This window comes from Robertmurraya kyonggiensis, assembly GCF_005116465.1.
Classification (GTDB): domain Bacteria; phylum Bacillota; class Bacilli; order Bacillales; family Cytobacillaceae; genus Robertmurraya; species Robertmurraya kyonggiensis.
The window spans coordinates 151932-178338 of the sequence record NZ_SWBM01000001.1 but is presented as its reverse complement, the minus strand read 5'-3'; the positions used below and the strand labels follow the sequence as shown (position 1 = coordinate 178338).

Here is a 26407-nt window from a genome sequence, read left to right as displayed (position 1 = left end):
ACATTAATTTAGATTTCTTAGACAATTATGAAATTTATCATTTACACTCATTTTGGAATTAAGTAAAATGAATCACATATAAAAAGCGAACTAGTGGAGGTAAGACCAATGACTCGAGCACTTAATTTTAACGCGGGACCCGCTGCACTCCCAGAAGAAGTCCTTCTGCAAGCCAAAAAAGAATTACTAAATTTTAACGGGACAGGGATGTCTATAATGGAACTGAGCCATCGCAGCAAAGATTATGAAGCTGTTCATAATGGTGCACAAACACAACTACGAAATCTTCTTCAGATTTCTGACGAGTACGAAATCCTCTTTATTCAAGGCGGAGCAAGCTTGCAATTTTCCATGGTACCGATGAACCTTTTAACAGAGGGAAAAGTTGGTTCTTATGTATTAACAGGCTCATGGTCAGAAAAAGCCTTAAAAGAAGCAAAAAAAGTGGGAGCCACTTCCGTCCTAGCTTCTACAAAAGATGAAAATTACAAATCTATACCTCAGATAAACGTAGACAACTTAGAATCAAATGCAGCCTATCTTCATGTTACAAGCAACAATACAATTTACGGTACGCAATGGCAAAGTTATCCAGACGTGTCTGTTCCACTAATTGCCGATATGTCTAGCGATATTTTAAGCAAATCATTAAACATCAACCAGTTTGGAATGATTTATGCGGGAGCGCAAAAGAATCTTGGACCATCAGGTGTAACAGTAGTAATCGTCAAAAAAGATCTTATCCAAGCATCTGTTGATCATTTACCGACCATGCTGAATTATCAGACCCATAGCCAAAATAACTCGCTTTATAATACGCCACCTACATTTGCCATTTATTTGCTTAAACTTACACTCGACTGGGTGGAAAACCAAGGTGGGATTACAGCCATTGAACAAAAGAATAATGAAAAAGCAAAAATTCTTTATGATGTAATCGATGAAAGCAATGGCTTCTATTCTGGCCATGCGAATCTAGATAGTCGCTCTAACATGAATGTCACCTTTACCCTACCGGACGAGGATTCAACAAAAGAATTCCTAACCCTTGCAAAAGAAAATGGTTTTGTCGGACTGAACGGACACCGCTCTGTTGGAGGATGCCGTGCTTCAATTTATAATGCTGTACCAGTGGAACATGTGGTCCAACTAGCTGAATTCATGAAAAACTATCGCCAAAAGGGTTAATATTCCAGGTTCCGAATTTAACTGTACTACGCTAATAATTATGCTATAATGGTAGCAAGCTTTTCGCCTTAGGCAATGAGTGCACTACGGGAGAAGCAAAAGAATAGACAGATTAGTCGAGGAGAGATGAGAAATGAATACGAAAAATTTGGTGGCCCTAGCCCTTTTAGTTGGGATGGGTGCTGTACTACATTTGGCCATACCAGGGATTGCATTTGGAATGAAGCCAGATATGATGTTAGCAATGATGTTTTTAGGAATTGTTTTATTCCCAGATAGCAAAAGTGTCTTACTTTTAGGCTTAGTTACCGGCGTTATTTCTGGATTAACAACAAGTTTCCCTGGAGGACTTATCCCAAATATCATTGATAAACCGATTACTGCATTTATATTCTTTGGATTATTTTTAGCACTTAAAAAAGTTCGTTCGAATATCATCAGCATCGCTGCGTTAACGGCACTAGGTACAATTATCTCTGGAACAGTGTTCCTAGGTTCAGCATATTTGATTGTTGGTCTACCTGGATCATTTGCAGCCTTATTCGGCCTTGCAGTATTACCAGCTACAGCTGCTAATACAATTGTCATGATAATCCTATATCCAATTGCCTTAACGATTGTGAAAAGAACAAAGTTAACAAATAACACGACATATTCAGCTTAAGCAAAGAACCCATTTGGGTTCTTTTTTCTTACTAAAAGAAAAATATCTTTACCGGCATTTATTTAAACAAAGTAACAGTCCATCCCAATAAAATGCATACTACCGCAATACTAGCTAACAGAGCCGCCCTTTTTTTCAACAATCTCTTTGGAGGATAAAACCCTGGTTTTTTTAACGACATAAAGTTATATACGGCTCCGAACAGTAACACAACGCTTGCTGCAATTAAGCCGAAAATCATTCCATCCAAACTTGTCCACACTCCTTTATTAAAGGCTGTTTTGTAAAGATTGTTGTTAAAATCCTACTGCCGTTGGCCAACGGCCGATTTTAACGTAGAAATAGCCAACAGGTGCATCGTAGCGATGTTTACAAGCTCTTTTCTCAGTTTTATAAAACTAGTTACATTGAAAATACAGATTAATTCATTGTTTTTTGTTCCAATATCAACAAAGTTTGAGAAAAGAGCCTAATAAAAAAGGTATAATACATCTATATGCTTTGAATCATTTTCCTATGAGACAAGCAGTGGCCCAAGAATTTGTATGATGAGGTGAGAGAATGAACGGAAAATCTTTATTAACAGGTTTTATCATTGGAGGAATTGCTGCGGGTATCGCAACGATACTAACAGCACCTAATTCAGGAAAAGAAACAAGAAAATATTTAAGCGAAAATAAAGATACTTGGATCGAACAGTTATCTCAAATTAAACTTGATTTAGGTGAAATCACAAAATCCATCACGATTCTTTCTACAGAAGGGAAAGATGGTGTGACTTCCTTCATACGCGATGTTAAGACGCTTATCGAAGGATGGCAAGCAGAAATAAAACCTCATCAAGAGCAACTAAAGAGTGAAATAGATGTTATCCAGGATACGATTCAAGAGCTTGAAAGAACATTAGAATTACATACCAAATGAACATTTTTTAATTAATAGTAAAATCCTTCTTTTCCTAACAAATTTTATTTAGAAAAAGAAGGATTTTTTATTTAATAAGAAGAAAAGTAATATACTATAAAAATGCTTGCGAACAGATTTATGTATTAAACTTATTCGTTTCGCCGGATAAAACAAACTTAACGAAAAAATTTCTAAAAATTTAGTATATTTTTTCTTTATTTATTTTTGTTTTCTTGGCATAATGATAATAAAGAAAAATAAAGCGGGTGAATTAGGGGATGACAGAAAAACAATATTCAATGAAAGAAGCAATGATTTTTAGCCAAAGAATCGCGCAATTAAGTAAAGCTTTATGGAAATCAATTGAAAAGGATTGGCAGCAATGGATTAAATCTGCTGACTTAAATATCAATGAGCACCATATTCTTTGGATTGCTTATCACTTAAATGGCGCATCCATTTCAGATGTCGCAAAATTTGGTGTGATGCATGTTTCTACCGCTTTCAACTTCTCAAAGAAGTTAGAAGAAAGAGGTCTCCTCAACTTTTCTAAAAAGGAAAGCGATAAACGAAACACCTACATCAAATTAACTGAAAAAGGGGAAGCAGTTTTACTTGAGTTAATGGAAACATACGATCCAGACAAAAATGCTGTTTTTACAGGTGCAATGCCATTAAAAAGCTTATATGGTAAATTCCCTGAAATCGTTGAAATGATGGCCATAGTTCGTAATGTATATGGTGATGATTTTATGGAGATTTTTGAAAGATCCTTTGAAAATATTGAAAATGAATTTAAGGATGAGGATGGACACTTGAAAAAGAAGGATTCTTCTAAGGAGCTCGTGTAATCCTATATATATTTCTTAAACTCTATCATTAAAGGTAAAAATAATTGTTGGCGGAGACATGCTAGTATGACTTCTTCTGCTTCTAGGTTTGGGTGTAGTGATTCTTTGAACTTTTTAAAAAGAGATTCAAAATACACAAATCCCTCCGCTTGTTGTTCTTCCAGCTCTATCATTAATTCATTGCATTTCTTGTGAAATGTTTCCACGTCTTGTTTATTCAATGATCTTTCGACAATTAACTTATAAAAATGATCATCGCTTTTTGAAATCATCTTCAGTAAAATGGATTGATGATATTCAAGGCGATTCATTTTTTCTATTAAAGAATCAAGGTTCATCAATAAAAACCTCTTTCGACAAATTTATTTATATTCAGGCATTTTCCATTGCCATCTCCGCTATTATTTTACAAAAAACAAACAAAAATTGAAATACGATTTCCTATTGATTTTTTTATTCTTTCATCGTAAAGTATCATAAGTAAGTTAGAGAATATCACAAATTATTCCTAAATACTCCTTTTGGAGGATGATACTTTTGCATTGCTGGAAAACAGTAAACTACACACGACAATACGGGACGCATAGACTGTTTATTATCTCTTTGATTACGATGTTATTAACTTTTATCATACTATATATTTCGTTATCACATTTGTTTGTACCAACCACCTTTTATGATAATCATTTTTTTCTATTTATATTCAGTATGATAATAGTCTATCCTGTCCATAAATTGTTGCATTTTTTACCCATCGCTCATCTTGGTCCAAAGATTAGAAAAAGAATTGAAAGGAAGTTTATGTTCTTCCCTTCCATTCAAATTAAAGCACATGAGCCTATTTCAAAGCATTTATTCTTAATTGCTTTATTATTACCTTTTGTAACTTTAACAGTGATACTCGTGTCTTTATGTTTCATATTGCCACATTATGTACACTATATTGCTATTTTACTAGCTTACCAAACCGGCATTTCCGTACCGGACCTTGTCCGTGCCCTAAACATTCTGAAGGCACCAAAACATGCATATATTGAAGAAAACGAAGATGGTTTTGAAATATTGGTAAGCAATCAATAAGAGCCCATCTAAGACATTTGTGAAGATGTCTTTTTCACAGCGATGCTAAAAGTGGTACTCACACTTAAATTTTGTTATCGTAGTAAGAAAAGAACAGTTCGAACTTGAAATACTCACCTATTAGGGAGGGATTTGGTGATCATCTCCATTTTTATTATTTTTGCTATATTTATTTTGTTTAACATTAATAAACTAACGACTTCCCTTTGCTTACAAAAAGAAATTCCGGAAGAAAAACAACCAAAGGTTTTTAGAACGATTAATGTTTTAATAACGATTCTATTGATTACCTCATACATTGAAATACTTTTCACATAAGTTTCTCTTCACAATAATTGTTCCTTTTGAAAAATAAACAAAAAAACAATATGCACGTAAAAAAAGAACATGAGACTAAAACTCATGTTCTCTTTGTTTTAACATTAATTAACCTAGAACCAAGCAGCTCCAACGATGATTAATAAAATAAATAGTACTACGATTAAGGCAAAACCGCCACCATATCCGCCTCCGTGACCCATCGTAACACCCCCTTCCAAATGCGCTTGTTATATACTATTCATAAATAACCCCCACCGATTAGGCGAATAACAAGTTAGTGATGATTTCCAAAGAATATATTTTCCTCTATATTCTTTGGACGCAAGCAAGAAATGAAGGTACCTCCAACTTTATTGCTTACACTTTATCCTATGTATTAGTCCACATTATGGTATAGGTATGTTGCCTATTTTTAACCATCTCCATCTTTTAACCCATCTCATATTTCTTTTGTTCTTTTTCCAAATTGTGATATAGTATAATTTGTGATTAATACATGGAGCAATTTCATAAATCAAAACGACAGGCGTGTAAAAATCAATGTCAAAAATTTGTGAAATTAACTCTCATTCATTAAGAATTTAATTTTAGGAGTTGTTTTGATGAAAAAGTGGATTCTTTCCCTTCTTTTACTTGCGGGCATCGTCACTTTAGCTGCATGTAATAACGGGGACAATTCTGAAGCAGTTGCAGAAACAAAAGCCGGAAACATCACCAAGGACGAGCTATATGAGGAAATGAAGAAGACTTACGGTGAGCAAGTTCTTCAACAGCTTGTTTATGAAAAAGTTCTATCAGACAAGTATAAGGTAACTGATGAAGAATTAGATGCTAAGTTAAACGAAGTAAAAGAACAGCTTGGTTCAAACTTCGAAATGGCTCTAGCACAATATCAAATGACTGAAGAAACATTTAAAGAAAGTCTAAAATTAGATTTATTAGTAGAGAAAGCTGCCACTGCAGATATCAAAGTTACAGATGAAGAAATCAAAGAATATTACGATAACTACAAACCACAAATCAAAGCTCGTCACATTTTAGTGGCTGACGAAGCAAAAGCTAAAGAAGTGAAAGCGAAGCTTGATGAGGGTGGAGATTTCGCTGCATTAGCAAAAGAATATTCTACTGATACTGTTTCTGCTGAAGCAGGTGGGGATCTTGGTTGGTTCGGTACTGGTGAAATGGTAGCAGAATTTGAAGAAGCTGCTTACGCTCTTGATGTGAACGAAATCAGTGCTCCAGTTAAATCTGAGCATGGCTACCACGTTATCCAAGTGACTGAAAAAGAAGAGAAAAAGAGCTTAGAGGATATGAAAGCTCAAATCGAGCAAGAAATTAAAGTATCCAAAATTGACAACACAAAAATGACTGAAACATTACAAAAAGAATTAAAAGATGCTAATGTTAAAATTAGCGATAAAGACTTAAGCGGCTTTATGCAAACAGAAGAAGCTGCTGAAACAGAAGAAAAGTAATAAGAATGTAAAATGGGTTCCCTTTAAATGGGGGAACCCATTTTTTATGCTCATTAACCGAAAGAACTTCCTTCAGAGCGCTCTTCTTTCTCTTTCTTGAGTCGCTCCATATAGACCTCTCCTTCTCTTTCTATTATTTCTCTTTCCTCTTCTCTTTCTTCCCTACCAACCTTTACGGCCATAAATGCACTAATAATAATTCCTCCAACAAGCACTAAAATCCAAACGGGAATATCCATTTCTCATCCTCCATACATCAAATTGTACAAGCTGCGTTTGTTAAAAATGTATGCTAGCATGCGAAAAATATGATAAGGAAAGCTTTCAACTTGAATATTGTTTTTTAGTAGAGAAGCGCAAAAAAAATGCCTCACAGCTGGAGGCATTTTTTGCGTTACTTATGGAAAGTTGGTTTGTAAAATGAACGATTATCGAGTGCAAACACTCTTTCACTGAATTCGCCTGGTTTTACTCGTTCAAGGGCACGATCCAGCATATTCATCTTCGCATCAATATTATCAATATAATGAAGGATTTCTGCCTCTTTGATTAGTGGAGGCTTAGGGCTACCCCATTCTGCTTTTCCATGATGGGATAAGACAAGATGTTGAAGAACCAAAACTTCCTCACCTGTAATTCCAAGTTCATCTGCTGCTTTGACAATTTCTGAGACCATGATGTTAATATGGCCCAACAGGTTTCCTTCCACTGTATACGTCGTAGAGATTGGACCTGACAGCTCTGTAATCTTTCCTAAATCGTGGAGAAGAACTCCGGCATATAGTAAATCCTTGTCCAAGCTTGGATATAATTCAGCAATAACCTTTGCTAAATCAAGCATACTAACAACATGATAAGCTAGTCCAGACACAAATTCATGATGATTTTTTGTTGCAGCTGGATACTCCAAAAATGCGTCCTGGTTCTTTTTCAAAAGATGACGCGTAATTCGTTGGATATTCGGATTTTTCATTTCAAAAATATATTGCGTTATTTTGCCTAGCATTTCTTCCTTACTCAAAGGAGCGGTAACAAGAAAGTCTGATAGATTAACTGCATCTGCCTGCGAAGAAGGACGTATTTGACGAAGTCGCAATTGATTTCGACCTCGATAGTTTTGAATATCACCTATTACCTTAACTATCGTTTCATTGCTGTAGCTCTTCTCATCCTCATCAGAGACATCCCATAGCTTCGCCTCTATTTCTCCACTCTGGTCCTGCAAAATAAGCGTTAAAAATGGCTTTCCATTGCTAGCAGTCCCTTTTGTAGAGCTTTTAATCAATAAGAATTTTTCTACTTGCTCTCCTACATCATGCTGGAGAATCCCTTTACTCATAAGACTCCTCGCCCCTTTCTTTCAATCTATTATATCATATTAGTGGTGATCCCTTCTCCCACTTCCATCACTTCTGTTTCATGAAAATATTTCAATAAATGCTGGTGACAGGTGAAAAAGAGAATTTGGTTGTCTTTCAATGTCTTTAATAATTCAATGACCTTACTTGTACGTTTGTGATCAAAATTAACGAAGCTATCATCAATAACAATGGGAAAGGCATACTTTTTATATATCGTGGTCGCAAGGGCTAAACGAATCGAAACATAGACCTGCTCAGTTGTTGCCTGACTTAGTTCATTCGCTTCAAACAGAATATGGTCCTTCCGCTCAATCAGAAAGCCATTACTTTCTTTTTTAGGCAGAATGCGTAGATAATTTCCCTCCGTTAAAATGGCAAGATATTCTTCTGCCTTTTGTAACATCCTTGGAAGGCGTTCCTCTTTAAAGCGATCTACAGTTCTCGACAGCATTTCTTTTGCCATTGACAGCTTGGCCCATTCCCTCGCCTCTAAATCGAGCTCAGACTGAAGCTGCTTATACTTGTGAAGAAGATCTCCATACACTCCACCTTCTTCAAGCAAACCAATTTGATGCTTCACATCAGCTAAAGCTTGGTGTGATTTCTGACTTTCATCTAAGTATTGAGCTAATCTAGCCTTTACATCCAAGCTTTCTGCTTGTGGTTCACTTGAAGACAGCTCTTGCATCGTCAATTCATCTAGAGAAGACAATTCGATTTGCCTTGAGAGGTCTTCTATCTTTGAGGATATCAGAGCCTGTTTCTCGGCCTCCTTTCCTACTAAACGATATTCCTCCTCTGTGTCCACTCCCGCCGCTTGAAAAAGGGTTTCCTGCTCTTTATGAAGATGCGCATATTCTTTTTCCACAATATCTAACTGCTCAGCTAGATCCCGATGCTTTTCAACTTTTGCTTCATATTTCTGTTGTTTCGCAAGTTCCTTTTTAAGCGAGTCCCTCAACAAAAATCCTTGCTCACGAACCGGAATGGTTTCGCCTTGAAAAAACAACTCATACAATCCCGAGATCTCATTTTCAATACTTTCTTTTGTTTCTTGTTTCTTCTGCAATTGTGCCTCAATAGATTGATACTCTTTTAGTGCATCCTTTAATTTCACAATTAAAAGAAAGGCCTCATTTATTTTCGATTGGGCGATCTCTTCTGGAATTAGTAGCTGCTTGCCTAGTTGACTCAATAGCTCCCTATGGGATATCGCATCCTGTTCCCAGCCTTCAAATGATTGAATAACCCTGTCATATTGGGAATTCTGCTGTTCTAGCTTGATTTGCAGAACAGCTAGCTGATCCTGTAATGCTGCATCTCTACGCAACTGTTCTTCAATTAAATTTAATTCCGCAAAAGAGAAATTTTTCAGCTGATGCTGCAAGTCTGCTTCCTTCGATTTAAGCTCTTGAATCTCCCTTTCCACATCTTGATTCCTGTTACTCTTTCTTTGGTAGAGCAGAAAGAGCATGAATGCAAAACCAATTCCTCCAACCACTGTAATTAACCATTGAGATTGAAACAATCCCCAGACTGATAGCAATAGAAAAATGACACTCAGAACAAGTGACTGTTACTGATTTTGCCTTGCTTGTTTTCTTTCGTTCTTCACACTCATTTGTAAAAGATAGATCTTGTCTTGTGTATTTCGAAGTTCCTTTTCAATTGATTCCTGATTATTCCGCTTTAATAATAGCTGCTTTTTTGCTTCTCTCTCAGCTTGCGGAAGCATGTCTTCTTTTAAAAGCTCCTTCTGCAATTCAAGTCGCTCAAGCTCTTCTTTTTCTCTAGCAAACTGTTCATCTAGCTCCGTTTTTCTTTCCTTTAAACGCACCTGCTTTTTCTCTGCTTCAGCGATTTTTTCTTTCATAAAAATGCTTGTATCAATTTGGAACAATCGCTCTTTGTGTATTGGAAAATGGAGCCTTTCTTTTAATTCCTCGATATTGGCAGAAAGGTGACTTCTTTCAGCTAGCCATACACTTTCCTCTTCCATTAAAGTTTCGTAAAGTGGGAGCCTTTCTAAGGCACGCTGAATGGCCGAATCTTTTGCAATCAACTGTTCCTTTGGCAGAATCTCACTCAATTCAGCTTGAAGCTTTGCTTTTTGTTCGATTAAGATCTTTCTTTGAGCCTCTAATGGCTTTAAAAGTTGCTGAACCTGCTCTAAACGTGATAACCCATCAACTGGAAATGTAACATGGTTCTGTTCCAAATCAGCTTGTAGAAGGTCTCTTTCTTTTACAAACGGTGCTAGCCTTTCCCATTCCTCTAATTGCCGAATCTTCTTCTGCAGTTCAGTTACTGTAAATTGATTTTGCTCTATTTCACGCTCTAGCAATTCTTTTTCCTCTAGAAGCTTTCCATATTGCCCGTTTTGCTGCTCAGCCTTTTTTAATTCTTCAAAGACAGACTTTACTTCCTGAAGCTTTTCATTGATTAAGGGTTTTTTCCCATTCGGTTTAAAAAGATTGTCAATTTCTTTCTGCAGTTCACTCTCTACAACTAGAAGTCTGTCGGAACCAATCGTTCCAGTGGAAAATAAGAACTTACCTAAATCCTCATTCTTAAGTTGATGCACATTTTGGAGACCATGAAGATTGAAAGAAAAAATCGATTGATAAAGTGATTTATCTATATTAGAAAGAAGTTCATTTAACAGCTCATCTCCGCCAGTTGACCCGTCCTCTAGTAAAACTGAGACATCACCAACTGCTCGTCCTTTTACACGCTCAATGACGACCTTCCCTTTTTCCTCAGTTTGAATCACTAATTGTCCGCCATATTTTGCGCCCTTTTTTGGTTCATATCGAAGTTCGCTTTGTTGTTTCGTTGGAAAACCAAAGAGTACGCTATGGATAAAGGACATAATGGTCGATTTGCCTGCTTCATTTTCTCCATAAAATACATTGAGGTCATGGAAATTGGTTAAAACTTTATTTTCTAGCTTGCCATAGCCATAAATATGGATTTCTAAAATCTTCAAATCGGCCACCTCCTTATCCATTCCTTAATAGCTTTTCAATTAGAACAGTTTCTGCCTCTTTACTGATTTCTTCGACTTCTGCCGTTAAAAGTGGCGTCAGAAATTTTCTTGCAACAGGATTCTTATAGAGGGTCGTTAGAAGCTCGTCCCATCCTTCAGACTGTTCGAGGACATCAAATAGTTCTCCATAAAAATCCGACTCTTTTTTGAGAGCCTGACGATCCCATATCAGCTTTTCCTCAAACTTCATGGAGCTCACCCAAACAAAAGAAACCTCATCCTTCTCATCTTCTTGCAGTGTTTCGATTAATTCATCTAGATTTTTAAGATGCACAGCTAGGTTCGAAATTTGGAAAGTTGCTATATTTCCTTTGCCTTCTACGCGGATGTTTTCAATTGTATCCTTAGACAGTTGGTACAATTGGTCGAAGGAAGAAACATCACTAGCATCGATCAAAACCTCAGACCAGACAACATCACTCGTTTCCACAAACTCAAAACTAGATCCCGAGTCATCCAACTCAACCAAATAACAACCCTTTACTCCAGTTTCTTTTCGATTTCTACCTTGGGTATTTCCAGGATAAATAATCGCGGGCTCTTCTTTTAAAATCGCTCTCTTATGAATATGACCTAGTGCCCAATAATGGAATTCTTTTTCGAGAAGATCATTGAGTTGAAATGGTGCATAGTTTCCATGTTCCGTACTCCCCTCCATATTTCCATGAAGGATTCCTATTTGAAAATCAGCTCCAGCTTTTCTTACGTATGCATCGATTTTCCTCTCATACACATGCCGCTCCGGATAACTAAATCCGTAGAGATGCACAATTACATTGTTTTTTGTCGTAAATGATTTTACTTCTATCTGTTCCCCAAATACATGAACATTGCTTGGAAGCTCAATTTGACTCCAATTCCCACTCAAGTGATCATGGTTCCCGTGAATCAAGAACACATCAATTTCCTTTTCGGCAAGTCTCTCCATTTCCTTACGGAGAAATACTTGTGCTCTTACGCTCCGCTTCTCATTGTCAAATAAGTCTCCTGCTAAAATAACAAAGTCTACATGATTAGTAATCGACGCATCAATCAAACTTCTAAATGCATGGAAGGTACTCTCCTGAAGTCTTTTAAAAATACGAGGAGGCAAAGATTTCAGACCTACCATCGGACTATCTATATGTATATCTGCACCATGAATAAATTTCACTTTTTTCATATATGATTCCTCACATTAGCTTTTCCTACATTTTACCACAAAAGCGAATATACGTTCTAGAAAAATAGACAAAATAAAAAGCAGATCCTATAAAGGATCTGCCTGAAAGTTCAAACGTTAATTAAGCTTTGTTAACGTTAGCAGCTTGAGGTCCACGTGCACCTTGCTCAACGTCAAAAGTTACAGCTTGACCTTCTTCAAGAGTTTTGAAACCTTCGCCTTGGATAGCTGAGAAATGAACGAATACATCTTCTCCGCCTTCGCGCTCGATAAATCCGAAGCCCTTTTCTGCGTTAAACCATTTTACTTTACCATTTTCCATGTATGTTGCCTCCTATGTGCGTATAGCGCACAAATGTATTACTATTCTTGCTCTTCCAGGCGAAATATATAATTCTTCCCTTAATTGTGAACAAAAATAATTCTACCTAAGAATAACAGATACAAATGGAAAAGGCAAGAAAACTTATTTTTTCCCAGTAAATTCTTTATATTATTTTTCAGACTTAGTTAACTGAAGAGCCTTTTTAATATCCTTAAAGGAATTCGATTTTCCATACATTAGAACTCCGCCACGGTAAACTCTTGCTCCAAATACAGCTAATATGATAATCGTGACAAGTAAAATGACAAGTCCTAGAATTGGTTCCCACGCTGGTAAAGTCAGCATTCCCACACGCATAAACATTAACATTGGGGTAAAAAATGGAATATAGCTCGTAACCGTAACAAATGGAGTATCCGGCTGTGAAAGACCAAACATCGCAATCATAAATCCAGCCACGACCATCATTGTCATTGGCGTAATCATCTGTTGGACATCTTCAATTCGACTGACAAGCGACCCTAAAAAGGCTGCTAATGTTGCGTATAAGAAATACCCTAATATAAAGAAGACAACTGCATAAATTATTGTAGATACAGGGACATCACCAAAACCAAAGACGCTAAAGAATCCACCTTCCATTGATTCTAGATTTCTTTTAATTGAAATATACCCTACACCTAACAATACAGCCATTTGGGTTAAGCTTAATAAACAAATACCTAAAATCTTGGCAAACATTTGCTTAATTGGAGATACACTAGATATTAAAATTTCCATCACACGAGAAGACTTTTCAGTAGCAACCTCCATCGCAATCATATTGGCATACAAGATAACGGCAAAATAAATCACAAATAATAACACATAGACAAGACCTCTTGCCTGATTAAGTTCTTCCGCCGTTTTCGCATTTTCCTCTAAAGCAATTTGTTCCATTTCCACTGGCTCATAAAGCTTAGCAAGTTGCTCTGATGTTAAATTGATTTTCCCCGCAGCCATTTGAGTTTTGATTTGCTGTAAACCTGTTTGTATAGCAGTAACAGAGGCAGAGTCAGATATGCTCATCGCTTTATATGTGGCAACTGGCAGACCCTCACTATCAAGGGACAAAACTAAGAGACCTTTATAATCTCCATCTTCGACAGCTTTTTCTGCTTTTTCTTCACCATCTTTATACGCTTCTAATTCAATTTCTGAATTACTTGCTTTTAATTGCTGTTGAAGTGGCTCAACTAACGTACTACTTTCATCGATAACCGCAATTGTATCCTTGCCTTCTCCCTTATCGAAAAAATTAATGATATTCGTCATATTCGCTAGTCCAACTACAATTAAAACCGTAATAATCGTTGTAATAATAAACGATTTTGTCTTTAATTTACTTAAATACGTATGAAAAAAGATAATCCAAAAGTTATTCATAGGAAGCACCTACTTTCTCGATAAAGATATCATTTAAGGAAGGCTCTTCTAACACAAAACGGCGAATAAAACCTTTTCCTACAATATCTTTTAATATCCGTTCAGCTACATATTCTCCTTCGATTTGTAGGTGAACTCCCTCTGGTGTTCTCTTTACCTTCGTCACACCCGGATAGTTGTCAAAACCACTTAAATCAAAATCAGCATGAATGACTAAATTTTTCTTACCAAAGGATCGTTTAATATCCTTTAAAGAACCATGGACAACAGGACTTCCATGATGCATGATACATAAATTTTCACACATTTCCTCTACGTGCTCCATGCGGTGGCTAGAAAACACAATCGTCGTTCCTTGCTCTTTTAGCTCTATAACAGCGGATTTTAATAGCTCCACATTGACTGGATCCAATCCACTAAACGGCTCATCCAAAATTAACAATTTTGGCTTATGTAAAACAGCTGCAATAAATTGAATCTTTTGCTGATTACCTTTTGAAAGCTCTTCTACCCTTTTATCGAGATATTCAGGAACCTTAAAGCGTTCTAACCAAATCTTCAATTCCGCTAAAGCATCCTGCTTATTCATCCCTCTTAATCGCGCAAGATAGACTAGCTGATCCCTTACCTTCAGCTTTGGATACAATCCTCTTTCCTCTGGCAGATAGCCAATCACACTACTAGTCGAGTAATCTATCGGCTTTCCATCCCATGTAATCTTACCTTTACTCGCATCTAATAATCCAAGTATCATTCTGAAGGTCGTCGTTTTTCCAGCACCATTTGCTCCTAGAAAACCAAACATTTCTTTTTCAGGAATGGTTATCGACAAATCATTTACCGCAGTAAAACTTCCAAAACGCTTCGAAACATTCTCTATCTTTAGAACCACATTCATTCCTCCTCTTCCATCATTCTATACGAACAAGAACACAAAAAGGGTTCATTTTTCTCTATTATTATTTTGCATAATTTAGATAATTATGCAAAAATAGTAATATAAGAATCTGAATTTTACGAACAAAAGGGGATTTTTTGCGAATGAAAACATATAAACTGACTGTTTTCGAACTGAATGGGGAAAAAGTAATCGACGAGACTTTCGAAGCGACAGACGACAATCAAGCAAAAGAAATTGGCGAAAAGCTACTTGAGGAAAAAGGAGCTTTGAACAAAACACATCGATGCACATCTTCTAGCGGCAAATTGATCTTATTTCACATGTAAATGACAGGAAGTGGTTCAATGCATCCCTTGTTACAGGGTATTTTAGGTGCTGTAGGAGCATGGCTCGTTTTAGGTTTGATTTTTAAGGACTTTGGGACCGATTCACTGTTCCCGCTCATAATCGGACTCATCATTGGTTTTAATGCTGGGAGACGGTATGAAAGGGACTGAAAAAATCAGTCCCTTAAATTTGTTCAAGCATTACTTCGTTTAATACAGATAAGCCTTCATGCAACTGTTCATCCGTAATCACTAGCGGGCTTAATATTCGAATGATATTCCCATACAAGCCAGCACTCATTAAAACTAATCCTCGCTTATGACACTCCGCTAAAATTTTTCCTGTTACCTCTTTATCTGGTTCTTTCCCTGACTTCGTCTTCACTATTTCGATTGAAGTCATCGCTCCTAATGTCCGGACCTCACCAATAAAAGGAACTCTTTCTTGTAACTCCCTAAAAAATTCAACAATAGTTTCTCCGATATGATTGGCTCGCTCTGGTAGTTTTTGTTCTTCCATTATTTTTATGACCTCTAACGCAGCCACACATCCAAGAGGACTTCCACCATACGTTCCACCAATCTCACCGACATTTGGTGCGTCCATAATTTCAGCTCTTCCTGTTACAGCGCTAATCGGGAGACCTGCCGCAATCGACTTTGACATCGTCATCAAATCGGGCACTACATCAAAATGCTCCATCGCAAACATTTTTCCAGTTCGCCCGAAGCCTGTTTGGACTTCGTCAGCAATAAAAAGAATGCCATTTTCCTCACAAATCCTTTTTACCTTTTGGACAAAGGTTTTCGAAGGAATCACAAATCCTCCCTCACCTTGTACAGGCTCCATTATAACTGCCGCCACTTCCTCTGCCGGTACCTCACTTAGGAAAAATGTTTGGAACTCCTTTATGATTTGTTCGTCGACCTCTTCGCACGTCATTCCATCAGGTGTCCGATAATAATATGGATACGGCATTTTGTAAGTGTCTGGCGCAAATGGTCCAAACCCATATTTATAAGGTTTGACTTTGCTCGTTAACGACATGGCCATATACGTTCTACCATGAAATCCTCGCTCAAACGATATAATCGCTTTTCTTCCTGTATATTTACGTGCAATTTTAATCGCATTTTCAACCGCCTCTGCCCCACTACTTAGGAAAAATGTTTTCTTTTTATGGGTGCCAGGAGTAATCTCATTTAATTTTTCTGCTAGTTTAATATAAGGCTCATACATCAACACATGGAAAGACGGATGCAAGTATTTATCGATTTGCTCCCTTAGTGCTGCTACAACATTAGGCGGACAATGACCAGCATTTAACGATCCGATCGCACCCGCAAAATCAAGCAATGTATTTCCATCTACATCAGTCACGAGTGCTCCTTCTGCTTTTTCAATAAAGGAGGGAACCGTGTTAAACGGACCGCGTGGAACATGTTCCTCTCTTCTCTTCAATAGCTCTACCGATTTTGGACCGGGAATTGCCGTTTTTAAATCGATGGACTTCTGTTTTATTGTCATCTAGGAACCTCCTATTCTATTTCACACCATTCTAGTAAAGTAAGTGCAATTATCTCCGCTACGACAAACATTTTATCAAGCTCAATATATTCATTTGAAAAATGGGCCATTTCTGTCACTCCAGGACCAAAGACGACAGAAGGTGTATTCCCAGCATTCGTTAATAGTCCACCATCTGTTCCCCAAGGCGAAGCTTCAATTATCGGTTCCTCTTTTAAAACCTCTTTGTAATTTGAACTAAGCGTTTGCATAAGCTCATGTTCGATATCAATTGCACCTGGTAGCCATCTCGCCCCAAACCACTCTAATTTCGGAGGATGCGTTTCAAACCAAGGATCTATTTCTTTTAACCGATCTATCCATTTTTCCATCTCCTCTTTGGCTTCATCCATTGTCTCCTCCGTCGAAACGCCCATACGGCCCTCGATTTGAACTAAATCGGCAACCGAGGATGGCCAGTCTCCTCCCGAGATTTTGCCCATATTGATAGGAAAAGGAATCGGAATCCTTTCATACAGCGGATCAGTCACTCGTTCATTCCGAACTTTTTCCAATTGCAAAATATGCTCAACCACAGTCATGCTTTTTTCAATCGCACTCACACCTTCATAGCGAGTTCCTCCGTGAGCCGATTGTCCCTTCACATGAATTCTGAACCACATCGAGCCCTGCTGCTTCGGAAAAATTTTCATATTCGTCGGTTCAGGAATAAGTGCTGCATCTGCCTTGTATCCTCTCAAAATGGTCGCCAATGTGCCTGCTCCGCCGCTTTCTTCTTCTATCACACTTTGAAAAATGATGTCCCCTTTTAATCGGACTCCTAGTGCTTGAATGGCTTGGATGGCTAAAAGCAATGAAACATTGCCACCTTTCATATCCGTTGTTCCACGACCATACAGTTTCCCGTTGATGATTTTGCCGCTATATGGGTCGTCTTCCCATTTATTCATATCTCCCTCTGGGACAACATCGATATGACCATTGAGGATGATCGAACGGCCTTCCCCACTTCCTTTTAAAACACCGACCACATTCGGACTTCCTGTGAACTCACTTCTAGAAGAAGCAAAATATGGACTCTGAGCCAACTCCTTGCCGTCTGGTTCCCACACATCCACTTCAAGTCCCATACGTTCAAGCTCAGCAATTACAAGTTCTTGGACATCTTTTTCTAATCCTTGAATGCTCCTCGCCTGGACAAACGACTGTAAGAGCTGAATTCCTCTTTTCCGATTGTCTGCGAGCCATTGGTTGATTTGCTCCTTAAGATCAGTCAAATTCGTTCCCCTCCATTCGAATGGTTAATGGAGCACCGGTACTTTTGACCACATCTTCCACTGTGTAAGGCTCCATCACTTCTTTTAAGATAAGGCCACTTTCCGTTACCTCCATCACCGCCATGTCCGTAATAATCAAATCAACACAGTTTTTCGCAGTTAGAGGTAAAGTACATTCCTTTAAAATTTTCGGTTCTCCATTTTTATTGACATGACTCATTAGCACAATGACCTTTTTCGCTTTTTCCGCAAGCTCCATCCCACCGCCAATGCCAGGTACTCGTTTGCCTGGGATAACCCAATTGGCCAAATCGCCTTTTTCACTCACCTCAAGACCTCCAAGAATCGTAATATCTAGGTGACCACCACGAATCATGCCAAAGGCTGTGGAACTGTCAAAATAAGAGGCACCCGGAAGAATCGTGACTGGAAATCCTCCTGCATTACAAAGCATTGCATCCTCTTCCCCTTTTTCAGGTGACTCTCCCATGCCAAGAATTCCATTTTCAGAGTGAAACATGACGCGTATATCTGGAGTAAGATAATTAGAAACGAGAGAAGGAATACCAATACCTAAATTCACAATCATGCCATCTTTGATTTCTTTCGCAGCCCGTCTCGCAATGTGATTGCGTATATCTACTCCCATGCCCATTTCCAGTCCACCCCCTTACTTTGAACAATGAAATCGACATAAATTCCAGGAGTGATGATTGACTCTGGGTCGAGTTCTCCAACCTCTACAATTTCTTCCGCTTCAGCAATTGTGATTTTTCCTGCTGTCGCTACAATAGGATTCGTATTTCGGGCACTTTTGTCATAAATGAGATTTCCATAGGTGTCTGCTTTCTTAGCATGAACAATGGCTACATCTGCTTGGAGAGGCGTTTCAATCAAGAACTCTCTTCCACCTACCAACACCTTCTGCTTTCCTTTTTCAATCACGCTCCCAATCCCGATATCGGAAAGAATGCCTCCAAGTCCCGCACCACCAGCTCGAATTCTTTCAGCTAAAATCCCTTGCGGACAGAATTCTACCTCCAGCTTTCCTTCAACCATTAGCTTTCCTGCAATCGGATTAGAACCAATATGGGTCGTAATAAGCTTCTTCGCTCGCTCTCGACTGACAATTTTTCCGATACCGATTTCCGGAAATCCTGCGTCATTTCCAATTAAAATTAGGTCCTTCACGCCTTTTTCCAGAATTCCGTTTATTATTGTCGGTGGATTTCCAACACCGCCAAAACCGCCGTACATTAAGACACATTCATCTGTAATAAAAGAGAGAGCTTTTTCAAGTGAGGCTACCTTCGTCATGATGGACCTCCTTACTTTTTTGAATATCTGTTATCGTTTTTTTAAAAAGCTCGACTAACTGATCGATCTCTTCTTTCTTAATCGTTAATGGAGGAGCAATGATGACGGCATCTCCTTCTCCCCCTTCGATCCCAGCCGAAGCAGGGTAGATTAATAACCCTTTATCTCTTGCCGCCAATACAATCGAATTAGTTATATCAAGTTTTTTCGGAAAAGGAGTTTTACTCAAAGAATCAGAAACAAACTCAACCCCAACCATTAAACCCTTTCCACGAACGTCGCCAATCATCGAAAAATGCTCAGCCAATTTTTGCAGTTCAGCAAGTAAATAAGCTCCTTTTTCTTCTGCTTCATTTATTAAATTATGCTTTTCAATATACTCTAGAACAGCGAGGGAAACCGCTGCAGACTGAGGATTAGCACTATATGTGTGCCCACTCATGACAATCTTGGAGCCTTGTAGAATCGGATCCAGTACCTTCTCACTTGCAAGAGTAGCCGCAATCGGTGTATAGCCTGCACTCATACCTTTCCCAAGGGCAATAATATCCGGGATGACATTCCAATGCTCCATAGCAAGGGTCTTTCCAGTCCTTCCGATGCCAGTCATGACTTCATCAGCTATAAAAAGGATTTCGTTCTCGTCACATATTTCTTTGATTCGCTCATAATACCCGTCCGGTGGAACGATCACTGCTCCAGCTGCCCCAATAATTGGTTCAGCAATAAAAGCTGCAATATGCTCGGCACCGATTCGATGAATCGCAGCTTCTAGATCAGAAGCACATTTGAGTTGACAGCTTGGATAGGTTTGATTAAATGGACATCGGTAGCAATAAGGTGCTGGAATGGTTGGAAGGTCATCTAATAGGGAAACAAAACGGTGTCTTCTTTCTGAATGGCCTGATAAGGATAGAGCTCCCATCGTAATGCCATGGTAACTAGTCCATCTGGAGATTACTTTATTTTTCGTTGGTCTGCCCTGCTCCTGCCAATGCTGAATCGCAATTTTCATCGCCGTTTCTGTCGCTTCAGAACCGCTATTAACGAAGAAAGAACTGTAATGACCATCCTTAATAAAGTCAATTTCGCTCAACGTTCGAGCCAATTGCTCCGCTTCATTTGTTGTAAATTGGGAACGATAGACAAAGGATATCTTTTCGGCCTGCTTGGTCATTGCTTTAATGATTTCAGGTACAGCATGACCAATGCTCGCTGTCACAGCCCCTGAAGAACCATCAAGATAGGCTTTTCCGTCTTCATCATAAATATAGATACCTTTTCCGTATACAGCAGTTGGATAGTGACTTGCTAACATCGGTTTTATTAAATAGGAGTGTTCCACGCCGCTCCCCCCTGAATGTGTATTGTTATTTTTATCTTATGGGAGGGATAAGATAATTTGAATACGACAAATCCATGTAAAATATCAATCTTTTATTATACAATGTGTATAAATAGCCCTTAGCAGGAGGGAATCCAATGAGTATTACAGTTCATGAGGCCATAAACTTACCTGTTATGAAATCTACCAAGCTCTTAGCAGGAGCAACCGGCCTTCATAATCAAATAAATTGGGTCACAATTGTTGAAGTGATTGAGGACATCAATCGTTTTCAGCAAGGGGAGTTTTTAATTACCACTGGTTATGGCCTCAATGAAAACAGCTTACATTTTCAAAAGCTTCTCGCAATGAAGAGACTATCTGGCATTGCCATTTACAGTGGCTTTTATTTAAAAGAAATCCCACAAATCTTCTTAGCTCTTGCCAACAAACATCACTTACCTCTCATCGAGCTACCAACAGAGCTTAACTTTTCAACAGTCACCAAAAGCATTCTTCAGGAAATTTTACATAAACAAATGGAGACGACGTTTCTAGAAGATCTAATCAACAACTACGTTCATTCCTCAGCCATTCTTCACGAACGAGGGAAAAAATTAGGAATTAATCTTTCACTAAGTCAAGTAGTGCTGCAAATAAAATTAGATAATGAGTTTAGTCAGGAACATTTAGACCTTCTCTACCACCATTTTTTCCGAATGATGGAGCTAAAAGAGCGTCAATTTTTGCTTCGAACTGGATTGGATGGATTGACTCTTCTTACAGAAGTACATTCTGAAAAGAGAAAAAGTTTGAAACAGGACAGCCTAGATTTGGCGGAGGAAATTTTACTAAAATGGAAGGAAAAAAATCCTCAAATTTCGATTATAATTGGCATCGGAAAATCCTATGACACTCCTAACCAATTGAGTGAAAGTGCAAAAGAAGCGAAATACGCTGTTGATCTCGCAAACCTTTTATCAACAAAAAAGGAAATTATTCATTATGATGATTTGGCCACCTTTCATTTATTACTGCAAATGAAGGAATTGGGCATTAGTTTGAAGCAATTTTACGAGGAGCAAATTGGAGAACTACTATCGAATAATAAAGGCATTGATTACATTCATACTTTAGAGGTTTATTTTCAGCAAAACTTAAATCTCCAATCGACTGCCGAAAAACTCTTTATTCATCGTCACACGCTAAAATACCGATTACAGCAAATCGAAAATCGCTTCGGCTTAAACACTGGCTCTGTTGATGAAAGATTAAAGATACAGCTTGCTATTGCTGCTTATAAGCTAGAGAAGTATTTTAGTAGTTAAATAAGAAGGTCCGTATTCTCCTTGAATACAGACCTTCTTAACCTTATTTCCCTATATAGTTTGGCTTTCTCTTTTCTAAAAATGCAGCAATGCCTTCTTTATGATCTTTCGTTTGTCTCATCGCAAACTGACCATGCTTTTCAAGTTCAAGAAGTTTTAAAAGCTGTGGACGATTTTTTTCAGCATAAATCTTTTTTGTCTTAATCATTGCTTTCACTGGCTTCCCTAACCACTCTTCTACTTTTTTCTGTAGGGATTCCTTGTAATTCTCAGATACCTCATGAATTAGTTTCATATTCACAGCTTCTTCAGCTGACAACACTTTACCTTCCCAAATGAGTTGCTTGGCACGATCTTCACCAAGACGTTTTTCTAGGAAGAAGTGGGCTCCACCATCTGGAATCAGACCAATTCCGATAAAATTCATTGCTAGTTTACTATTTTTGTCGGCAAGTATGTAGTCTGTTGCAAGCGCAATACTCAACCCCAATCCCGCTGCAGCACCTGAAATCGCACTAATCGTCAGCATTGGCAAGTTATGAAGTGTGACCATCAGCTCACTTATACTATCCATAACTACATAGAAATCGTTTTCATTTGCATTTTCACTTAGCATTGTTTTAATGTCTCCACCTGAAGAAAACGCACGTTCATTCCCAGTCAAGACGACAATATCAATCTCATCAGAGTTGCTAATCTCCTTAAGACTGTAGCTTAGTTCTTTAATCATTTCTGCATTAATCGAATTCAAACTTTCTGGGCGATTCAATTGAATCGTGGCAACTCGTCCATCTACGTCGACTTTCACTGTATTTGTCAGGAATTCAATTGTCATTTTCATTCCCCTCCCCTTTGTCTTCAACTCCATTATAAAGGAATATGAAACGATTACATAAGCCTTTTTCTAATATTTTTTGTATTTTCTTATTATTCATTCTATATCATAATCTGGTTACCTTATATCCTTGCTGTTCTAATTGCTGAATAATCCCTCTTTCACCAATTACATGCCCTGCACCTACGGCAATAAAATAAGTATCTCCACTGGCAATGTATTCTTTGGCTAAATTAGTCATCGTGTCGTTTCGATTAAAGATAAACGCATCATAGTACCCTTGTTCCCTACTATTATCGTTTTTGGGATACATTATATTTATTAGTGATTCTACGTCACCATCTAAGACAAATTGAGTTTCTTTTTCATAAGTGGAAACACTATCCTCATATGATAATAAATGTCTAAGCATAAAATCAGCATAAGATTTATTTAACTCTTGCATTAGATCAACTTGGTATGTAGGTCCTTCCATTTCTACAATTTCTTTATTTTCATGTTTTGCCTTGTCTAAAAAATAATATTCAATTCCATACGTAGAGCTATGACCCAATTTGGAAATAGCTGCTGTTCCCATTAACGATTCAATCGTAAAGGCATTATAATTCAACAAATTATCATAGCTCATCGTAAGCCTACTAACAGTTTTGGGATAAGTCTCACTTACTTTTTTTAAATGAGCTAAAGCGTCTTCACTAACATTCAAATCTTTTATTGCATTGGCTTTCATATCCATTACAACATTTTCTGTACTAGTAACATCGATTTCAACCGCAAAGTAATCACTTTCATCAAAAGCAGATTCAATTTCTTCTCTAAATGGGTATCTTTCAACTTCACCAGCATGGATCGTACCTAATACATAAAGATGCTGCCCTCTTTCATTTTCAACTTTATAAGCGATTAGTTTATGATTTGTTGGGGTGTTTCCATATTTGCTATTAATTGAGCAGCCAACAAGTAAGAAAAACAAGATTGATAGTAATAACAATTTTTTAAATGAACTAGACATTATTCTTCCTCTCCATTTTTAATGTTAATTTAAATAGCATTTTCACTTATTGATTTTGATAATTCTACGCCTGTAATAAGCTGTCTATAAATGCTCATTTGATTCTAAACCATGCATTTCTTCATATAGAGTTTTTTCACTCATAATTGCTTGAGTCACTTTACTTTTATCTGTTACGGTTATTTTCTTTTTTTCAAAATAAGATATAGCTTGGGGTAAATAAGGAAGAAGATTATCATGTAATGTCAAATTTATAGTTGTACCATCTTGTTGACAGATTCGGATATATAAATCATCTGGATTAATATCCATCGGACTCATTCTAGATTTTTTTTCGTAAACAATAGCGATGGAAAGAATTGTGTTAAAAGAAAGTGTTGTTCCATAAGTTGTTTCCTTTCCGAATAGAACCATAGATGTATATTTAATTTTATCTATATATTTCGGAAAATGCTGATACACTATCCCCTTCTTTGTGATGACCCAATAAGGTTCAATAAATGTAGGTAACAATATATAAGAAGTACACAAAGCTATGGAGAGGGACCAAAAAGGTGCAAGTAGTTCAAGAGTAAAAAGGAGAGAAAAACAAAAAATTGTCACAAGGAATCCCACAATGAAAATATACTTCTTAGTGATTTTCTTTCCCACTATAAATGGTTTCGGGAAGTATACTGCACCTCTAATTAACTCGTCTAAAGAAATATCATACAAATCACTCAATAAAATTAAGTTATATACGTCTGGAAAACTGTTACCATTTTCCCACTTTGAAACAGCCTGACGTGAAACGGTTAATTTCTTTGCTAGTTCTTCTTGTGTGAAATTATTTTTTTCACGGTATAACTTCAGCAATTCTTGTAGCGGCATTTTGATATTCTCCTTTCTGCTTATTTGTTTAAAAATACCATATTTATCATTTTTTTGTTAAGCAACTATTAGTTGCTATGTGTTTTATTTCCAAAAAAATATGGATTAATTAGGGGGAACTGAGGAACTTAATTTAGCTATTAGAAAATTGCAAGATTTAATGGTTGATTATTATCCCCAATAAACAAAGTGCCTGGATTTATCCAAGCACTTTGTTTTCTGTCTATTTTATTGGTCAATTCTTTTGTAGCTCATCCTGCACCTGATCTCTCAACGCACGCTTCAAAAACTTCCCGACTGACGTTTTCGGAATTTCATCCATAAATAGAATGTCGTCTGGTAGCCACCATTTCGCGAACTGCGGGGCTAAGAATTCGAGTAATTCTTCTTTTGTCACTTGCTTATTCTCTTTTAACACAACACAAGCTATTGGGCGCTCCTGCCATTGTTCATGGGGTACAGCCACAACCGCTGCCTCAAAGACAGCTTCGTGTGCCATTAACGCGTTTTCAAGATCAATCGATGAAATCCATTCTCCACCACTCTTAATTAAATCCTTTGTTCGATCGACAATATTAAGAAATCCTTCCTCATCAATGGTGACAACATCCCCTGTATACAGCCAGCCATCGCGGAAAGCATCTACTGTTCTCTCATCTTTGTAATATTCGGAGGCAATCCAAGGTCCACGGATTAGAAGTTCCCCCATTTCCTTTCCATCCCAGGCCACTTCCCCGTTTTGTCCAATAATCTTAATCTCTAAGCCTGGTACCAGAATCCCTTGCTTCGCACGGAGGTCAAGCCGTTCTTCGTAAGACAATTCTTCTTGGTAGCTTTTCAACGTAGATACCACCACGAGCGGACTTGTCTCGGTCATGCCATAACCATGCAAAAAAGGGATATTGTATTTCTGTTCAAACGCCCGAATAACAAATTTAGGAGCAGCCGATCCGCCACAAAGAACGGCTCTAAGACTACTAATATCATATTCTTTCTCTTCTAGTTCCTTTAACATCCCTAGCCAAATCGTAGGAACACCAGCGGAAAAAGTTACTTTCTCCTCTTCAATTAACTCTGCCAATATTTTTGGGGTAAAATATGGTCCAGGCATAACCAGCGTTGTTCCGAACCAAACACCTGCAAACGGCAGCCCCCATGCGTTTGCATGAAACATTGGTACGATCGCCATCGCCACATCTTTCTCACTTAATCCGATACTATCCGCCATACCAAGAGCCATGCTGTGCAGGACATTACTTCTATGCGTATAGACAACACCCTTTGGATTTCCCGTTGTCGCAGAGGTATAGCACATTCCTGCCGGTTCATTTTCATCAATATTATCTGGATACTCATAGTCATTGCTTCCGCTCGCAATTAATTGTTCATAATGATAGACAGGTGAAAGGCTTGTTTCGGGAAGCTCGTCTTCATCCGTCATGATGACGAATGCTTTGACCGATGTTAGTTCATCTTTGCATCTTTCAATGAGTGGAATAAGATCTGCGTCAATAAGTAGAATTTTATCTTCTGCGTGATTAATAATGTAGGAGATATGCTGAGGTGCTAAACGAATGTTGATCGTGTGGATGACCGCGCCGCTACAAGGGATGGCAAGATAGGCTTCGAGATGGCGATGGGTGTTCCAGGCAAGGGTTCCAACCTTGTCTCCTCTTTCAACGCCAAGCTTTTGCAGGCTGTCTGCTAACCTTCTGGTTCTTTCTGCAATTTCTTTGTAGGTGAGCCGTACAATTCCTTTCGATGTCCGTGAAATCACTTGCTTCTTCGGAAAAAATTTCTCTGCTCGTTTAATCATTTGTGTCATTGTTAAAGGTGTTTGCATCATCATTTTTTTCGTCCTCCCTTCAATTAGAAACCGTTT

General features: G+C 37.8%; 30 protein-coding genes. 10 read left to right on the top strand and 20 right to left on the bottom strand.

Annotated features, from left to right (window positions below):
- The first annotated feature begins 108 nt into the window (after positions 1-108).
- A complete protein-coding gene (gene serC / locus FA727_RS00980) occupies positions 109-1188 on the top strand; it encodes a 3-phosphoserine/phosphohydroxythreonine transaminase (protein ID WP_136828877.1) in 1080 nt (359 codons plus the stop codon).
- Between the two features lie 133 nt (positions 1189-1321).
- Positions 1322-1852 carry a tryptophan transporter gene (locus tag FA727_RS00975; RefSeq protein ID WP_136828876.1) on the top strand — a complete coding sequence of 177 codons (531 nt, stop codon included), beginning with the start codon at positions 1322-1324 and terminating at the stop codon, positions 1850-1852.
- 58 nt (positions 1853-1910) lie between these two features.
- On the opposite strand, the gene yhzF is transcribed toward FA727_RS00975, so the two are convergent.
- Positions 1911-2093 carry a membrane protein YhzF gene (gene yhzF / locus FA727_RS25465; protein ID WP_136830978.1) on the bottom strand — a complete coding sequence of 61 codons (183 nt, stop codon included), beginning with the start codon at positions 2091-2093 and terminating at the stop codon, positions 1911-1913.
- 320 nt (positions 2094-2413) lie between these two features.
- Here yhzF and FA727_RS00965 point away from each other — a divergent pair, with 320 nt between their 5' ends.
- Positions 2414-2776, top strand: a complete 363-nt coding sequence (locus FA727_RS00965) for a YtxH domain-containing protein (protein WP_136828875.1) — start codon at positions 2414-2416, stop codon at positions 2774-2776.
- Positions 2777-3036: 260 nt separating this feature from the next.
- Complete coding sequence (locus FA727_RS00960; RefSeq protein WP_136828874.1) at positions 3037-3609, top strand: HTH-type transcriptional regulator Hpr; 573 nt, start codon at positions 3037-3039, stop codon at positions 3607-3609.
- 2 nt (positions 3610-3611) lie between these two features.
- Here FA727_RS00960 and FA727_RS00955 read toward each other — a convergent pair whose 3' ends face one another.
- Entirely contained in the window at positions 3612-3947 is a 336-nt protein-coding gene (locus FA727_RS00955) for a DUF1878 family protein (protein WP_136828873.1), read from the bottom strand.
- A 370-nt stretch (positions 3948-4317) separates the two neighbouring features.
- Here FA727_RS00955 and FA727_RS00950 point away from each other — a divergent pair, with 370 nt between their 5' ends.
- Positions 4318-4689: a DUF3267 domain-containing protein gene (locus tag FA727_RS00950; protein WP_246041648.1), complete on the top strand. Its 372-nt coding sequence runs from the start codon at positions 4318-4320 to the stop codon at positions 4687-4689.
- Between the two features lie 138 nt (positions 4690-4827).
- Entirely contained in the window at positions 4828-5007 is a 180-nt protein-coding gene (locus FA727_RS00945) for a hypothetical protein (protein ID WP_136830977.1), read from the top strand.
- 113 nt (positions 5008-5120) lie between these two features.
- On the opposite strand, the gene FA727_RS00940 is transcribed toward FA727_RS00945, so the two are convergent.
- The gene (locus FA727_RS00940; RefSeq protein WP_126408738.1) at positions 5121-5210 is read right to left on the bottom strand and encodes a YjcZ family sporulation protein; all 90 of its coding nucleotides are present in this window, start codon (positions 5208-5210) and stop codon (positions 5121-5123) included.
- 402 nt (positions 5211-5612) lie between these two features.
- On the opposite strand from FA727_RS00940, the gene FA727_RS00935 reads away from it, so the two are divergent.
- On the top strand, positions 5613-6485 hold the full coding sequence (locus FA727_RS00935; protein ID WP_136828871.1) for a peptidylprolyl isomerase: 873 nt from the start codon (positions 5613-5615) through the stop codon (positions 6483-6485).
- A 53-nt stretch (positions 6486-6538) separates the two neighbouring features.
- On the opposite strand, the gene FA727_RS00930 is transcribed toward FA727_RS00935, so the two are convergent.
- From FA727_RS00930 to FA727_RS00895, 8 genes are all read right to left on the bottom strand, one after another.
- Positions 6539-6724, bottom strand: a complete 186-nt coding sequence (locus FA727_RS00930) for a sporulation YhaL family protein (RefSeq protein ID WP_136828870.1) — start codon at positions 6722-6724, stop codon at positions 6539-6541.
- 155 nt (positions 6725-6879) lie between these two features.
- Entirely contained in the window at positions 6880-7824 is a 945-nt protein-coding gene (gene yhaM, locus FA727_RS00925; RefSeq protein WP_136828869.1) for a 3'-5' exoribonuclease YhaM, read from the bottom strand.
- 29 nt (positions 7825-7853) lie between these two features.
- Positions 7854-9392, bottom strand: a complete 1539-nt coding sequence (locus FA727_RS00920) for an ATP-binding protein (RefSeq protein ID WP_136828868.1) — start codon at positions 9390-9392, stop codon at positions 7854-7856.
- A gap of 30 nt (positions 9393-9422) precedes the next feature.
- Positions 9423-10835: an AAA family ATPase gene (locus tag FA727_RS00915; protein ID WP_158318777.1), complete on the bottom strand. Its 1413-nt coding sequence runs from the start codon at positions 10833-10835 to the stop codon at positions 9423-9425.
- 13 nt (positions 10836-10848) lie between these two features.
- A complete protein-coding gene (locus FA727_RS00910; protein WP_136828866.1) occupies positions 10849-12057 on the bottom strand; it encodes a metallophosphoesterase family protein in 1209 nt (402 codons plus the stop codon).
- Positions 12058-12178: 121 nt separating this feature from the next.
- Positions 12179-12379: a cold-shock protein gene (locus FA727_RS00905; protein WP_019153363.1), complete on the bottom strand. Its 201-nt coding sequence runs from the start codon at positions 12377-12379 to the stop codon at positions 12179-12181.
- Positions 12380-12550: 171 nt separating this feature from the next.
- Positions 12551-13807 (bottom strand): ABC transporter permease, encoded by a 1257-nt coding sequence (locus FA727_RS00900; protein ID WP_136828865.1) that lies wholly within the window; start codon positions 13805-13807, stop codon positions 12551-12553.
- On the bottom strand, positions 13800-14705 hold the full coding sequence (locus tag FA727_RS00895) for an ABC transporter ATP-binding protein (protein ID WP_438646598.1): 906 nt from the start codon (positions 14703-14705) through the stop codon (positions 13800-13802). The genes FA727_RS00900 and FA727_RS00895 overlap by 8 nt, the downstream gene beginning before the upstream one ends.
- A 143-nt stretch (positions 14706-14848) precedes the next feature.
- Here FA727_RS00895 and FA727_RS00890 point away from each other — a divergent pair, with 143 nt between their 5' ends.
- Together FA727_RS00890 and FA727_RS23945 are read left to right on the top strand one after the other, a co-directional pair.
- A complete protein-coding gene (locus FA727_RS00890) occupies positions 14849-15034 on the top strand; it encodes a YhzD family protein (protein WP_136828863.1) in 186 nt (61 codons plus the stop codon).
- Between the two features lie 18 nt (positions 15035-15052).
- A complete protein-coding gene (locus FA727_RS23945) occupies positions 15053-15205 on the top strand; it encodes a hypothetical protein (protein WP_158318776.1) in 153 nt (50 codons plus the stop codon).
- Between the two features lie 13 nt (positions 15206-15218).
- Here the strand turns inward: FA727_RS23945 and gabT are convergent, their stop codons facing one another.
- Genes gabT through FA727_RS00865 form a run of 5 tightly spaced genes read right to left on the bottom strand, consistent with a single transcriptional unit; the run spans position 15219 to position 20501 of the window.
- Positions 15219-16562, bottom strand: a complete 1344-nt coding sequence (gabT, locus tag FA727_RS00885) for a 4-aminobutyrate--2-oxoglutarate transaminase (protein ID WP_136828862.1) — start codon at positions 16560-16562, stop codon at positions 15219-15221.
- A gap of 11 nt (positions 16563-16573) precedes the next feature.
- Complete coding sequence (locus tag FA727_RS00880) at positions 16574-17839, bottom strand: peptidase (RefSeq protein ID WP_136828861.1); 1266 nt, start codon at positions 17837-17839, stop codon at positions 16574-16576.
- Complete coding sequence (locus tag FA727_RS00875) at positions 17832-18494, bottom strand: 3-oxoacid CoA-transferase subunit B (RefSeq protein ID WP_136828860.1); 663 nt, start codon at positions 18492-18494, stop codon at positions 17832-17834. The genes FA727_RS00880 and FA727_RS00875 overlap by 8 nt, the downstream gene beginning before the upstream one ends.
- Positions 18479-19156 (bottom strand): CoA transferase subunit A, encoded by a 678-nt coding sequence (locus tag FA727_RS00870; RefSeq protein ID WP_136828859.1) that lies wholly within the window; start codon positions 19154-19156, stop codon positions 18479-18481. Before FA727_RS00870 ends, FA727_RS00875 begins: the two co-directional genes overlap by 16 nt.
- Positions 19134-20501 carry an aspartate aminotransferase family protein gene (locus FA727_RS00865; RefSeq protein WP_136828858.1) on the bottom strand — a complete coding sequence of 456 codons (1368 nt, stop codon included), beginning with the start codon at positions 20499-20501 and terminating at the stop codon, positions 19134-19136. Before FA727_RS00865 ends, FA727_RS00870 begins: the two co-directional genes overlap by 23 nt.
- Before the next feature lie 137 nt (positions 20502-20638).
- Here FA727_RS00865 and FA727_RS00860 point away from each other — a divergent pair, with 137 nt between their 5' ends.
- Entirely contained in the window at positions 20639-21808 is a 1170-nt protein-coding gene (locus FA727_RS00860) for a PucR family transcriptional regulator (RefSeq protein ID WP_136828857.1), read from the top strand.
- 43 nt (positions 21809-21851) lie between these two features.
- On the opposite strand, the gene FA727_RS00855 is transcribed toward FA727_RS00860, so the two are convergent.
- From FA727_RS00855 to FA727_RS00840, 4 genes are all read right to left on the bottom strand, one after another.
- Positions 21852-22643, bottom strand: coding sequence for an enoyl-CoA hydratase (locus tag FA727_RS00855; RefSeq protein ID WP_136828856.1), 792 nt, complete (start codon positions 22641-22643; stop codon positions 21852-21854).
- A 106-nt stretch (positions 22644-22749) separates the two neighbouring features.
- Positions 22750-23655 carry a TraB/GumN family protein gene (locus FA727_RS00850; protein ID WP_136828855.1) on the bottom strand — a complete coding sequence of 302 codons (906 nt, stop codon included), beginning with the start codon at positions 23653-23655 and terminating at the stop codon, positions 22750-22752.
- A gap of 84 nt (positions 23656-23739) precedes the next feature.
- Positions 23740-24525 (bottom strand): helix-turn-helix transcriptional regulator, encoded by a 786-nt coding sequence (locus tag FA727_RS00845; RefSeq protein ID WP_136828854.1) that lies wholly within the window; start codon positions 24523-24525, stop codon positions 23740-23742.
- Positions 24526-24760: 235 nt separating this feature from the next.
- Complete coding sequence (locus FA727_RS00840) at positions 24761-26371, bottom strand: long-chain fatty acid--CoA ligase (RefSeq protein WP_194138513.1); 1611 nt, start codon at positions 26369-26371, stop codon at positions 24761-24763.
- Positions 26372-26407 lie beyond the last annotated feature (36 nt).

Bases quoted from the DNA above. Each gene is read 5' to 3' on its own strand.
- serC (WP_136828877.1), top strand. From the start codon at position 109: ATGACTCGAGCACTTAATTTTAACGCGGGACCCGCTGCACTCCCAGAA.
- FA727_RS00975 (WP_136828876.1), top strand. From the start codon at position 1,322: ATGAATACGAAAAATTTGGTGGCCCTAGCCCTTTTAGTTGGGATGGGT.
- yhzF (WP_136830978.1), bottom strand. From the start codon at position 2,093: ATGATTTTCGGCTTAATTGCAGCAAGCGTTGTGTTACTGTTCGGAGCC.
- FA727_RS00965 (WP_136828875.1), top strand. From the start codon at position 2,414: ATGAACGGAAAATCTTTATTAACAGGTTTTATCATTGGAGGAATTGCT.
- FA727_RS00960 (WP_136828874.1), top strand. From the start codon at position 3,037: ATGACAGAAAAACAATATTCAATGAAAGAAGCAATGATTTTTAGCCAA.
- FA727_RS00955 (WP_136828873.1), bottom strand. From the start codon at position 3,947: ATGAACCTTGATTCTTTAATAGAAAAAATGAATCGCCTTGAATATCAT.
- FA727_RS00950 (WP_246041648.1), top strand. From the start codon at position 4,318: ATGATAATAGTCTATCCTGTCCATAAATTGTTGCATTTTTTACCCATC.
- FA727_RS00940 (WP_126408738.1), bottom strand. From the start codon at position 5,210: ATGGGTCACGGAGGCGGATATGGTGGCGGTTTTGCCTTAATCGTAGTA.
- FA727_RS00935 (WP_136828871.1), top strand. From the start codon at position 5,613: ATGAAAAAGTGGATTCTTTCCCTTCTTTTACTTGCGGGCATCGTCACT.
- FA727_RS00930 (WP_136828870.1), bottom strand. From the start codon at position 6,724: ATGGATATTCCCGTTTGGATTTTAGTGCTTGTTGGAGGAATTATTATT.
- yhaM (WP_136828869.1), bottom strand. From the start codon at position 7,824: ATGAGTAAAGGGATTCTCCAGCATGATGTAGGAGAGCAAGTAGAAAAA.
- FA727_RS00910 (WP_136828866.1), bottom strand. From the start codon at position 12,057: ATGAAAAAAGTGAAATTTATTCATGGTGCAGATATACATATAGATAGT.
- FA727_RS00905 (WP_019153363.1), bottom strand. From the start codon at position 12,379: ATGGAAAATGGTAAAGTAAAATGGTTTAACGCAGAAAAGGGCTTCGGA.
- FA727_RS00900 (WP_136828865.1), bottom strand. From the start codon at position 13,807: ATGAATAACTTTTGGATTATCTTTTTTCATACGTATTTAAGTAAATTA.
- FA727_RS00895 (WP_438646598.1), bottom strand. From the start codon at position 14,705: ATGAATGTGGTTCTAAAGATAGAGAATGTTTCGAAGCGTTTTGGAAGT.
- FA727_RS00890 (WP_136828863.1), top strand. From the start codon at position 14,849: ATGAAAACATATAAACTGACTGTTTTCGAACTGAATGGGGAAAAAGTA.
- FA727_RS23945 (WP_158318776.1), top strand. From the start codon at position 15,053: ATGCATCCCTTGTTACAGGGTATTTTAGGTGCTGTAGGAGCATGGCTC.
- gabT (WP_136828862.1), bottom strand. From the start codon at position 16,562: ATGACAATAAAACAGAAGTCCATCGATTTAAAAACGGCAATTCCCGGT.
- FA727_RS00875 (WP_136828860.1), bottom strand. From the start codon at position 18,494: ATGGGCATGGGAGTAGATATACGCAATCACATTGCGAGACGGGCTGCG.
- FA727_RS00870 (WP_136828859.1), bottom strand. From the start codon at position 19,156: ATGACGAAGGTAGCCTCACTTGAAAAAGCTCTCTCTTTTATTACAGAT.
- FA727_RS00860 (WP_136828857.1), top strand. From the start codon at position 20,639: ATGAGTATTACAGTTCATGAGGCCATAAACTTACCTGTTATGAAATCT.
- FA727_RS00855 (WP_136828856.1), bottom strand. From the start codon at position 22,643: ATGACAATTGAATTCCTGACAAATACAGTGAAAGTCGACGTAGATGGA.
- FA727_RS00850 (WP_136828855.1), bottom strand. From the start codon at position 23,655: ATGTCTAGTTCATTTAAAAAATTGTTATTACTATCAATCTTGTTTTTC.
- FA727_RS00845 (WP_136828854.1), bottom strand. From the start codon at position 24,525: ATGCCGCTACAAGAATTGCTGAAGTTATACCGTGAAAAAAATAATTTC.
- FA727_RS00840 (WP_194138513.1), bottom strand. From the start codon at position 26,371: ATGATGCAAACACCTTTAACAATGACACAAATGATTAAACGAGCAGAG.